This is a genomic window from Streptomyces sp. NPDC051133 (assembly GCF_040682635.1).
Lineage (GTDB): Bacteria > Actinomycetota > Actinomycetes > Streptomycetales > Streptomycetaceae > Streptomyces.
Genome location: NZ_JBFBBK010000004.1, coordinates 79,332 through 90,711 on the forward strand (window position 1 = coordinate 79,332; position 11,380 = coordinate 90,711).

The 11,380-nt window shown below is 73.6% G+C and carries 7 protein-coding genes and 1 tRNA gene; 7 read left to right on the forward strand and 1 reads right to left on the reverse strand.

Features of this window, described 5'->3' with window-relative positions:
* The first annotated feature begins 42 nt into the window (after positions 1-42).
* The 6 genes from AB0N17_RS06450 to AB0N17_RS06475 all read left to right on the forward strand — a co-directional run bounded on the left by AB0N17_RS06450 (position 43) and on the right by AB0N17_RS06475 (position 8,657).
* Positions 43-1,713: a beta-N-acetylhexosaminidase gene (locus tag AB0N17_RS06450; RefSeq protein WP_366009994.1), complete on the forward strand. Its 1,671-nt coding sequence runs from the start codon at positions 43-45 to the stop codon at positions 1,711-1,713.
* A 224-nt stretch (positions 1,714-1,937) separates the two neighbouring features.
* Positions 1,938-2,831: an FAD binding domain-containing protein gene (locus tag AB0N17_RS06455; protein WP_366009995.1), complete on the forward strand. Its 894-nt coding sequence runs from the start codon at positions 1,938-1,940 to the stop codon at positions 2,829-2,831.
* Positions 2,828-4,816 carry a 2Fe-2S iron-sulfur cluster-binding protein gene (locus AB0N17_RS06460; RefSeq protein ID WP_366009996.1) on the forward strand — a complete coding sequence of 663 codons (1,989 nt, stop codon included), beginning with the start codon at positions 2,828-2,830 and terminating at the stop codon, positions 4,814-4,816. The genes AB0N17_RS06455 and AB0N17_RS06460 overlap by 4 nt, the downstream gene beginning before the upstream one ends.
* Positions 4,813-7,122 carry a molybdopterin cofactor-binding domain-containing protein gene (locus AB0N17_RS06465; RefSeq protein ID WP_366009997.1) on the forward strand — a complete coding sequence of 770 codons (2,310 nt, stop codon included), beginning with the start codon at positions 4,813-4,815 and terminating at the stop codon, positions 7,120-7,122. Before AB0N17_RS06460 ends, AB0N17_RS06465 begins: the two co-directional genes overlap by 4 nt.
* Positions 7,119-7,316, forward strand: a complete 198-nt coding sequence (locus AB0N17_RS06470) for a hypothetical protein (RefSeq protein ID WP_366009998.1) — start codon at positions 7,119-7,121, stop codon at positions 7,314-7,316. Before AB0N17_RS06465 ends, AB0N17_RS06470 begins: the two co-directional genes overlap by 4 nt.
* Before the next feature lie 189 nt (positions 7,317-7,505).
* On the forward strand, positions 7,506-8,657 hold the full coding sequence (locus AB0N17_RS06475; protein ID WP_366009999.1) for an SUKH-4 family immunity protein: 1,152 nt from the start codon (positions 7,506-7,508) through the stop codon (positions 8,655-8,657).
* 844 nt (positions 8,658-9,501) lie between these two features.
* Here the strand turns inward: AB0N17_RS06475 and AB0N17_RS06480 are convergent.
* A tRNA-Cys gene (locus tag AB0N17_RS06480) sits at positions 9,502-9,573 on the reverse strand.
* Between the two features lie 177 nt (positions 9,574-9,750).
* Here AB0N17_RS06480 and AB0N17_RS06485 point away from each other — a divergent pair.
* On the forward strand, positions 9,751-11,187 hold the full coding sequence (locus AB0N17_RS06485; protein ID WP_366010000.1) for an MFS transporter: 1,437 nt from the start codon (positions 9,751-9,753) through the stop codon (positions 11,185-11,187).
* Positions 11,188-11,380: the final 193 nt, after the last annotated feature.

Consider the following 11,380-nt stretch of genomic DNA (forward strand, 5'->3'; position numbering starts at 1 on the left):
TTGCCCCTGATGCAACGGCTGGTGCGGAGGTGCGACGGCGGCATGAGCGACACACCCCTCTTCCCCGAACCGGACGTGCCGCTGATCCCGGCCCCGGACCGGATCTCGGCCTCGCTGCCGGGCGGCGGCGCCGGATACGTGATCGACGCGGACACCGAGATCGAGGCCACCGAGGGCACCGGGCGGGTCGCGCAGTGGCTGCGCGCGACCGTCGGCGCGGCGACCGGGCTGCCGCTGGCGCCGCTCACCGACAGCGGCAGCCGCATCCTGCTGCGGATCGTCCCCGGGCTCGCGGACGAACTCGGCGGCGACGAGGGCTACCGGCTGTCCGCCGACGGGTATCTCATCGCCATCGACGGCGCGAGCGAGGCAGGCCTGTTCTGGGGCGCCCAGACCTTCCGCCAACTGCTCGGCCCCGAGGCCTTCCGGCGCGCGCCGGTCAGCGGCCGGCGCGAGTGGGAGTTCCCCGCCGTCACCATCCAGGACGCCCCCCGGTTCCGCTGGCGCGGGCTCCTGCTCGACGTGGCCCGCCACTTCATGCCCAAGGACGGGGTGCTGCGCTACCTGGACCTGATGGCCGCGCACAAACTCAACGTCTTCCACTTCCACCTGACGGACGACCAGGGCTGGCGGATCGAGATCAAGCGGTACCCGGAACTGGCCGAGACCGCCTCCTGGCGGGCACGGTCGAAATTCGGTCACCGGGCCTCACCCCTGTGGGAGGAGAAACCGCACGGCGGCTACTACACCCAGGACGACATCCGCGAGATCGTCGCCTACGCCGCCGAGCGGCACATCACCGTCGTCCCGGAGATCGACGTACCGGGCCACTCGCAGGCCGCCATCGCCGCGTACCCGGAACTCGGCAACACCGACGTCATCGACACCACCGCCCTCTCCGTCTGGGACAACTGGGGGATCTCCTCCAACGTACTGGCTCCCACCGACACCACCCTGCGCTTTTACGAAGGGGTGTTCGAGGAGGTACTGGAACTGTTCCCTTCACGGTTCATCCACATCGGTGGCGACGAGTGCCGCAAGGAGCAGTGGAGCGAGTCGGTGACCGCCAAGACCCGCATCAGCGACCTCGGGCTGGCCGACGAGGACGAGCTGCAGTCCTGGTTCGTCGGGCACTTCGACGCGTGGCTGGCCGCGCGCGGGCGGCGGCTCATCGGCTGGGACGAGATCCTGGAGGGCGGCCTCGCCCAGGGCGCGGCGGTGTCCTCCTGGCGCGGCTACGGCGGCGGGATCGCCGCCGCGCGGGCCGGTCACGACGTGGTCATGTGCCCGGAGCAGTACGTGTATCTGGACCACCGTCAGGCGCCGGGCGAGGACGAGCCGGTGCCCATCGGCTTCGTGCGCACCCTGGAGGACGTCTACCGGTTCGAGCCGGTGCCGCCCCAACTCACCGCGGAGGAGGCCCGGCACGTGCTGGGCACGCAGGCCAACGTGTGGACCGAGGTGCTGGAGGACACCGCGCGCGTGGACTACCAGACGTTCCCGCGGCTGGCCGCGTTCGCCGAGGTCGCCTGGAGCCGCCTGCCCGCCCCGGCGGAGCGGGACTTCGCCGGCTTCGAGCGCCGGATGGCCGCCCACTACCGGCGACTTGACGCCCTCGGGGTCGCCTACCGGCCACCCGCCGGCCCCCGGCCGTGGCAGAAACGTCCCGGTGTCCCCGGCCGCCCGATCGAGGGGACGCCTCCGAACAGGTGATGGAAAAAGACCTCAGGCGTCACCGAAGAGTGGCAATCCACTCGCATCGGTGATGCCGTGCGAAATCGGACCATCTCCCTGGTGAGGCGGGCGAATGCCTCCTAGCGGACCCCCGCGTTCGGCCCTCGCGAAGATGTGCCAGAGTTGCCACGTCCGCCCTGTGAGCACGTACCGTACGGCCACACAGGTGGGACCAGGTGGGGCAGCGGGAAGGGGCAGCCGGTTTGACCACGCACGCACCGCAGGCGGCGCAGGCCGTCACGCTGCCCACGACACTGGACGAGGCCGTGGCGGCCCTCACCGCCATGCCCACGGCCGTTCCGGTGGCGGGTGGCACCGACCTCATGGCCGCCGTCAACTCCGGACAGCTCAGGCCCGCCGCCCTGGTGGGCCTCGGGCGGATCAGCGAGATCCGCGGCTGGCAGTACCAGGACGGCCACGCGCTGCTCGGCGCGGGCCTCACGCACGCGCGTATGGGCCGCCCCGACTTCGCGGCCCTGATCCCGGCGCTCGCCGCCGCCGCGCGCGCGGCCGGCCCGCCGCACATCCGCAACGCGGGCACCCTGGGCGGCAACATCGCCTCGGCCGCCCCGACCGGGGACGCGCTGCCGGTGCTGGCCGCCCTGGAGGCGACGCTGATCATCGCGGGCCAGGGCGGAGCCCGCCGGGAGATCCCGGTGTCGCACCTGCTGGCCGGCGTGGAGATGCTGCACGGCGGGGAACTCATCGGCTTCGTGCGCGTGCCGCTGCTGCACGCCCCGCAGGTCTTCCTGAAGGCCACCGGACGCACCGGCCCGGGCCGCGCGCTGGCCTCCGTGGCCCTCGTCCTCGACCCCGCCCGGCGCGGGGTGCGGTGCGCCGTCGGTGCCATAGCGCCGATGCCGCTGCGGCCCCTGGAGGCCGAGCAGTGGGTCGCCCAGCTGATCGACTGGGACAACGACCGCGCGCTCGTCCCGGAGGCCCTGAACGCCTTCGGCGAGTACGTGGCCGCGGCCTGCATCCCGGATCCGGCACCGGAGCCCGACGGCTCGGTGACCCCGCTTCCGCCTGCCGTACTGCACCTGCGGCGCACCGTCGCCGCACTGGCCCGACGAGCACTGGGGAGGGCGCTGTCGTGACCGACGACCAGCACGGAGAGGGCACGCCCCAGGGCGGCGGGCGCTGGAACCCGCTGCCCCAGGGCGACTACGACGACGGCGCCACCGCGTTCGTCAAGCTCCCCGAGGGCGGCATCGACGCCCTGCTGAACGGCGACAGCCCGCTGGCCGCACCGGGACACGGCTATGTGCCGCCGCAGATAGCGGTCGCCCCCGGCACCGCCGACCCCGCCGCCACCGGCACCTGGAGCGCGCCCGCCGACGGACCCCAGTGGCCCGACCCGAACGCCGCGCCCGCGGGCGCCGGACAGGGCGCGGACGACCGGTTCACCTACCAGCCCGGCGCGACCCAGCACTGGACCTTCGAGGAGCCCGCGGCCCCGGCCGCACCCGGGCACGACGTCACCGGGCAGTGGTCCATCCCCGTCGCCGGCGGCGATCTCCCGGACGAGTCCGGCGAGTTCACCACCTCGTCCCTGGTCGAGCAGTGGGGCGGCACCCCGCCGGCCACCCTGCCAGGCGGCGCGCCCGCCCCCTGGGCGACGGAGGACGCGGGCCACCCCTGGGACGGCCCCGCGGACCCCCAGGCCCCGGCCCACCCCGGCGGCCCCGTCCCCGACCACACCGGCGCGCATCCCGCGGGCGGCGCGGCACCGGAGGAGTACGCGCCGGACGACGGGTACGGGCCGGACGAGGGGTACGCGCCGGACGACGGGTACGGGCCGGGGGAGCCCTACGGGCACGTCGCGGCCGGTCACGCGGAGCCGGAGCAGGGAGAGCCGCGGCAGGCGGAGCCCGGTCACCCGGGCGCCGGTTACGCCGAGTCCGGTCACCCGGACGCCGGTCAGGGCCGGCGCACGCGGACGACCGCGGCGGCGCCGGACGCGGACGCCCACGGCCCCGCGGAAGCCCCTGAGCGCCCCGCTGACGGCCCGGCAGGCCACGAGGAGCCCGCGGACTCCGCGGCCGGCGCTGCGGCCCCTCAGGCCGCGCACACGGCCGCCGCTGCCGCCGCCCCGGCCGCCACCGGCACGCAGGCACCGCAGGACCCGGCCGAAGCGGCCGCACCCGAGACAGCCGCGGCCGAAGCCACCGCACCCGGACACCCGGCCGACGGCACCGACGGCACCGACGTCCCGGACGCCTCCGAGGGCGCCGTCCCCCCGTCGGACGACACGCCCGAGGACAGCGCCGACACCGCCGAGACCGCCGGCGACCACCCCGTGGCCCCGCACGAGGCCGCCGCGGAGGAGCACCACGCGCCGCTGCCCCCGCACGACGACCACCCCCTCGCCTCGTACGTCCTGCGCGTCAACGGCGCCGACCGCCCCGTCACCGACGCCTGGATCGGCGAGTCGCTGCTCTACGTCCTGCGCGAGCGCCTCGGTCTCGCCGGCGCCAAGGACGGCTGCTCGCAGGGCGAGTGCGGTGCCTGCAACGTGCAGGTCGACGGACGCCTGGTGGCCTCCTGCCTGGTGCCGGCGGTCACCGCGGCCGGCAGCGAGGTGCGTACGGTCGAGGGCCTGGCCGTCGACGGACAGCCCTCGGACGTGCAGCGCGCGCTCGCCCGCTGCGGCGCCGTGCAGTGCGGCTTCTGCGTGCCGGGCATGGCGATGACCGTGCACGACCTGCTGGAGGGCAACCCCGCGCCGACCGAGCTGGAGACCCGCCAGGCGCTGTGCGGCAACCTGTGCCGCTGCTCCGGCTACCGGGGCGTAGTGGAGGCCGTCAAGGAGGTCGTCTCCGAACGCGAGGCGTCGCACGCCGCTCCCGGCACGGACGCGGAGGAGGCGCGCATTCCGCACCAGGCGGGCCCCGGCTCCGGCGGCGTCAACCCGTCGGCGTTCGAGGCACCGGGCGCGTTCGACACGCCCCACGCCCCTCCCGGCGGCTACGGCGGCACACCGGACCCGTACGGCTCGCCCGACCCGTACGGCACCCCGGGACCGCACGATCCGCACGGCCCGCACGACCCGCACTACGGCCAGGACGGAGGCCAGGGGTGAGCAACGAAGCCGCCACGGCGACCACCGCCGCGGAAGCGGCCCCCGAGGCCGACGTCTGGCCGCACGGCCTCGGCGCCTCGCTGCCGCACGCCGACGCCCGCGCCAAGACCGAGGGCACCTTCCCGTACGCGGCCGACCTGTGGGCCGAGGGCCTGCTCTGGGCGGCCGTCCTGCGCTCCCCGCACGCGCACGCGCGCATCGTCTCCATCGACACGACCCACGCGCGTGAGATGCCCGGCGTACGCGCCGTCGTCACCCACGAGGACGTGCCCGGCACGCCCCGCCACGGCCGGGGCACGCCCGACCGCCCGGTGTTCGCCTCCGAGGTCGTACGGCACCACGGCGAGCCCATCGCCGCCGTCGCCGCCGACCACCCGGACACCGCGCGGATGGCCGCCGCCGCCGTCATCGTCGAGTACGAACTCCTCGACCCCGTCACCGATCCCGAGCAGGCCTTCGAGGCCGAGCCGCTGCACCCCGACGGCAACCTGATCCGGCACATCCCGCTGCACCACGGCGACCCGGAGGCGGCCGGCGAGGTCGTCGTCGAGGGCCTGTACCGCATAGGGCGCCAGGACCCGGCCCCGATCGGCGCCGAGGCCGGCCTCGCCGTGCCGCGCCCGGACGGCGGGGTGGAGCTGTACCTGGCCTCCACCGACCCGCACGCCGACCGCAACACGGCCGCCGCCTGCTACGGCCTGTCCCCCGATCAGGTGAAGATCGTGGTCACGGGGGTGCCCGGCGCCACGGCCGACCGCGAGGACCAGGGCTTCCAGCTCCCGCTCGGCCTGCTCGCCCTGCGGACCGGCTGCCCGGTGAAGCTGACGGCGACCCGCGAGGAGTCCTTCCTCGGCCACGCCCACCGCCACCCCACCCTGCTGCGCTACCGCCACCACGCCGACGGCGACGGCAAGCTGGTGAAGGTGGAGGCGCAGATCCTGCTGGACGCGGGCGCGTACGCCGACGCCTCCTCCGAGTCCCTGGCCGCCGCCGTCTCCTTCGCGTGCGGCCCGTACGTCGTCCCGAACGCCTTCATCGAGGGCTGGGCCGTACGCACCAACAACCCGCCCTCCGGCCATGTGCGCGGCGAGGGTGCGATGCAGGTGTGCGCCGCCTACGAGGCGCAGATGGACAAGCTGGCGAAGAAGCTGGGGCTGGACCCGGCCGAGGTGCGGCTGCGCAACGTCCTCGCGACCGGGGACGTCCTCCCGATCGGCCAGACGGTGACCTGTCCCGCCCCGGTGGCCGAACTCCTCCAGACGGTGCGGGACTTCCCGCTCCCCGCCCTCCCGAAGGACACGCCCGAGGACGAGTGGCTGCTGCCCGGCGGCCCCGAGGGCGCGGGCGAGCCGGGTGCGGTGCGCCGGGGCGTCGGCTACGGCCTGGGCATGGTGCACATGCTCGGCGCGGAGGGCGCCGACGAGGTGTCCACGGCGACCGTCAAGGTCCACGACGGCGTCGCCACCGTCCTCTGCGCTGCCGTGGAGACCGGCCAGGGCTTCACCACCCTCGCCCGGCAGATCGTCCAGGAGACCCTCGGCATCGAAGAGGTCCACGTCGCCCCGGTCGACACCGACCAGCCGCCGGCCGGCGCGGGCTGCCGGGGGCGGCACACCTGGGTGTCGGGCGGCGCGGTGGAGCGCGCGGCGAAGATGGTCCGCACCCAGCTCCTCCAGCCGCTCGCGCACAAGTTTGGCATGTCGACGGAGCTGCTGCAGATCACCGACGGCAAGATCACCTCGTACGACGGTGTGCTGTCGACCACCGTCACGGAGGCGATGGACGGCAAGGAACTGTGGGCCACGGCCCAGTGCCGCCCGCACCCCACCGAGCCGCTGAACGCCGCCGGCCAGGGCGACGCCTTCGTGGGGCTGGCCTTCTGCGCCATCCGCGCGGTGGTGGACGTCGACATCGAGCTGGGCTCGGTCCGGGTGGTCGAGCTGGCGGTGGCGCAGGACGTGGGCCGGATCCTGAACCCGGCCCAGCTCGCCGCCCGTATCGAGGCCGGCGTCACCCAGGGCGTGGGCATCGCGCTCACGGAGAACCTGCGCACCCCGCGCGGTCTGATCCGCCATCCCGACCTGACCGGGTACGCCCTGCCGACCGCCCTGGACGCGCCGGACATCCGGATCGTCAAACTCGTCGAGGAGCGGGACGTCGTCGCGCCCTTCGGCGCCAAGTCGGTCAGCGCGGTCCCGGTGGTGACGGCACCGGCCGCGATCGCCTCCGCCGTCCGCGCGGCCACCGGCCGCCCGGTCAACCGCCTTCCGATCCGCCCGCAAGCAGCAGTGGTGACGGCCCAGTGAGCACGCAAGAGAGCCCGCAGAACCCGCAGGCCCCACAGCCCTCGCAGCCCCCGCAAGCCTCGCAGACGACTGCGCAGCCTTCGTACGAGCCGCGCTACGAGCCCCCGCCGAGCGTGGGCAAGCTCTTCTTCTGGGTCCTGCTGTTCCTCGTGGCGGCCCTGGCCGTCGTACTGGGCGGCGTCTACTTCACGTGAGGTCTCGCGTCAGGTCTCACGTGAGGTTTTCCGTGAGTTTTCACGTGAGGCGCGGGGAACGCGCGCGGGCCGTCCGGCGTCCCTTCCGTCGAGCCCCGTTGTCAGTGGGGCGGCGTAGTGTGCCGAGTGGTGGGGGCAGTGGCGCCCACGGACTCGACGTGCACCGACGGGGAAGATCGCGGGGGAGCGATGAGCACGACCGACGCCGGGATTCCGGCGATCACGCTGACCGAGGCGGAGCTGGACCGCTACGTCACGCACGCGCCGACGCGCGGCCTGCTCACTGACTCCGGGCTGCCCACGCAGACCGACCTGCTGACCTTCTCCCCCCTCCGCACGCACGGCCTGCGCAAGTTCGCCGACGCCGCGGAGGCCCCGTTCCGGGTGGCCGCCGAGCTGCGGGACCGGCTGGTGATCGGTGAACTGCTGAACCCGGCCGGCATGGAGCGCGAGTCGATCCTGCTCGACGGGGTCACGGGCGAGCTGACGACGGCCTACCTCTTCGACCCGTCCGGTGCCCGCCCCTTCGCGCCCTCCCTGGACACGCTGCTGCGCTTCGCCGCGGTCACCGAGGAACTGGCGGGTCTGCGCGGCCGTTTCGCCTCCCTGGCCGGCCGGTACGGCCCCGAGACGGCGGCCGAGGCGACCCGCCGTCTGCTCTCCCTCTTCGAGGAGGGCACGGGCGGCGAGGTCCCGCCCTACTGGAAGGCGGCGGCCCTGATCCGCCCCCTCTCCCTCGCCGCCGGCCCCGGCACGGCGTCCGGGCTCACCCTGGACGTCCCCGCGCGCGTGCTGGATCAAGAGTTCGGGCACAACAGAGTGGCCCGTTTCGAAGAGGTCGACTTCCCGCCGACGCTCACCCACGAGCCGACCCGCCGCTTCCTGCGGGAGACGGGGCTGCCCGAGGAGGCGGTCCTCTTCCACGCCGACACGGACGTCCCGCTGCCGACGCTGCGGGAGTACATGGCCGACGAGCCGGGCGACTGCCCGCTCTCCGACCTCCCAGCCCACTGCGACCACCTGATCCGCCTCGGCCACCTGGTCGGGGACAACAGCCTGGTGGTGGACGGCAGAACGGGCGCGGTCCTGACCTTCAGCGAACCGGAGGCGACGCTCCACCCCCTCAACACCGACGTCTCCACCCTCGCCTACACGCTCTGGCTCCTGCACCACGAGCGCACGATCGACGCCCACCTGCGCCACGAACTGACCACGACGGCCTACGACCACCTCGCCGCGGCCATGCTCCACACCCTGTCGACAGTGGACCCCACCACGCCACGCACACCCTGGCACTACTGGACGGAACTCTTTCAGGACGAACGGGGCGGGGTTCTCTAGGGCGGCCACTGCGGTGTTGTCGTTGAACCGGGACCTATTTATCGCTCAACCGCATTGCGTATTCCCAGCGTTGGGCAGCCCGGTCTGCGAGTAGTAACGTGGGTGGTTGACCAGTGGTGGTGTAACCGCGAGCGGTTTTCGGCTGGCGAGGCTCAGCCTCGGCCTTCTTCAAGAGATCGATGCGCCGCGAGGAGTCAACTCATGCGCAGGAGTCTCATCGTTGCCGGTCTGGCAATACCGCCCCTACTCATGGGCGGGGTTCTCGACAATGCGTCTGCGTCGGCGCAACAACCCGGCGCACGGCAAGTGGTGACGGCACAGCAGCGTGTCCCGGATTGGTCATGCAAGAACAGCAACAACAAGTACTGTAACGGCCGGTCCAATAACGGTCGAAACAACGGCAGTAAAAACGGTCGCAACAGCGGCCGCAACAGCGGTCGCAACAATGGCCCTGTGGTCATCTGCCAGACAGGCGCAACCTGCAACTTCGGCAACCGCCCAAACAGCACGCCGGGTGGCGGCACGCCGGGTGGCGGCACGCCGGGCGGGGGTACGCCGGGCGGGGGTACGCCGGGTGGTGGCACGCCGGGTGGGGGTACGCCGGGTGGGGGTACGCCGGGTGGGGGTACGCCGGGCGGGGGCACGCCGGGTGGCGGCACGCCGGGCGGGGGCATGCCAGGTGGCAAGCCGGGCAACGACACGGGTGGCAAATAGCCGGGCGGCATACAGCAGCAAGGTGGTGGTCGGCTGTAGCGCTCGCCTAACCCGAAGTCATGCAGACGGCCAGTAGGGCGGTACCCCCTGCGGGGCGCCGCCCTTTCCTTTGGCCTGGTCAAGACTCCAGAGGCCGTGGCGGGAATCGAACCCACGTAACTCGCTTTGCAGGCGAGCCCCTAAACCACTCGGGCACACGGCCGTGTTCGTGTGAATGACCGTAGGCCGGGGCGTCCGAGGGGTTCAAGGGGACGGCGGGGGCTGCAATGTGACTGCCATGTGGCGTTCACAGGGGGCGCGGGGTGTACGACCAAGGTCGCAGGGGTGGTCGGTCTCGTGACAGGGGTCAAACTCGGTTGCGGGGCTTACTCTGACGACCATGAGTGCCCTTGAATCCCGTGACGCCGCTGTCGTGGACCCAGCCGTCGAGAGGGACGGCGGTGTGCTGAGCCGGTCGTACCGGGCCCTCAGTGTCGGCATCGTCTCCGTCGTCCTCCTCATCGCCTTCGAGGCCACCGCCGTCGGCACCGCCATGCCCGTCGCGGCCCGGGAGCTGGACGGTGTGGCGTTGTACGCCTTCGCCTTCTCCGGGTACTTCACCACCAGCCTGCTCGGCATGGTCCTCTCCGGGCAGTGGTCGGACCGCAAGGGGCCCCTCGGGTCGCTGACCACGGGGATCGGCGCCTTCGCCGCGGGCCTGGTCGTCGCCGGGACCGCGCAGTCCATGTGGGTGTTCATCCTCGGGCGGGCCGTCCAGGGATTCGGCGGCGGACTGGTCATCGTCGCCCTGTACGTCGTCGTCGGGCGCGCCTACCCCGAGCGGCTGCGCCCCGCGATCATGGCGGCCTTCGCCGCCGGCTGGGTGGTGCCCTCCATCGTCGGCCCGCTCGCCGCGGGCGCCGTCACCGAGCACCTCGGCTGGCGGTGGGTCTTCCTCGGCATCCCCGCCCTCGTCGTGTTCCCGCTCGCCCTCGCCCTGCCGCAGATACGGCGCAGGGCGTCCGGGCCGGTGGGCGGGGAGGCGGGCTCCGGCTCCTTCGACCGCCGGCGCATCCGGCTCGCCCTCGGCATCTCCCTCGGCGCCGGTCTCCTCCAGTACGCCGCCCAGGACCTGCGCCCCCTCTCCGTGCTGCCGGGCCTGGCCGGTGCCGCCCTGCTGGTGCCCGCCGTCCTCGGTCTCCTCCCGCGCGGCACCTACCGGGCGGCCCGCGGTCTGCCCTCCGTGGTGCTGTTGCGCGGGCTGTCCGCAGGTTCCTTCATCGCCGCCGAGTCCTTCGTCCCGCTCATGCTGGTCACCCAGCGCGGACTGTCGCCGACGCTCGCCGGGTTCTCCCTGGCCGCGGGCGGCGGCACCTGGGCGCTGGGCTCCTGGGTGCAGTCCCGCTCGCGCGTGGAGCCGTACCGGGAACGGCTGATGACCTTCGGGATGGTGCTGGTCGCCGCCGCGATCGTCACGGCGCCCGGTGTCCTCGTGCACTCCGTCCCCGTCTGGACCGTCGCCGTCGCCTGGGCCTTCGGCTGCTTCGGCATGGGCCTGGTGATCTCCTCCACCAGCGTGTTGCTGCTCCAGCTGTCCGCCCCCGAAGCGGCCGGCGCCAACTCCGCCGCCCTCCAGATCTCCGACGCCCTGTCGAACGTCGTCCTGCTCGCCGGTACCGGCGCGGCCTTCGCAGCCCTGGGCGGCGGCACCGCGGCGGCCACCGCGGCGACGGCCGCCGACGGCACCCGCCCGGCCGCCTTCCTGGCCGTCTTCCTGCCGATGGCCGCGGTGGCGCTGGTGGGGGCCTGGGTGACGCGACGACTGCGGGAGCGGTGAGCCGCACGGACGTACCGATGCGGTGAGCCGTACCGCCCGTACCGCCGTACCGCCGTACCGCCGTACCGCCGTACCGGCGGGGCTGTGACGTGGGTCCCACCCGGGGGTGACCCGGCCTTGTCCGGGCGTTGACGGGGGTGCGCCGCCGGTAGGGTGGCCCGGTTGTCATACGTAGCCGCCGACCCAATGCACG

Excerpts from the sequence above, each read along its gene's own strand:
- AB0N17_RS06450 (WP_366009994.1), top strand. The coding sequence starts at position 43 with ATGAGCGACACACCCCTCTTCCCCGAACCGGACGTGCCGCTGATCCCG.
- AB0N17_RS06475 (WP_366009999.1), top strand. The coding sequence starts at position 7,506 with ATGAGCACGACCGACGCCGGGATTCCGGCGATCACGCTGACCGAGGCG.
- AB0N17_RS06485 (WP_366010000.1), top strand. The coding sequence starts at position 9,751 with ATGAGTGCCCTTGAATCCCGTGACGCCGCTGTCGTGGACCCAGCCGTC.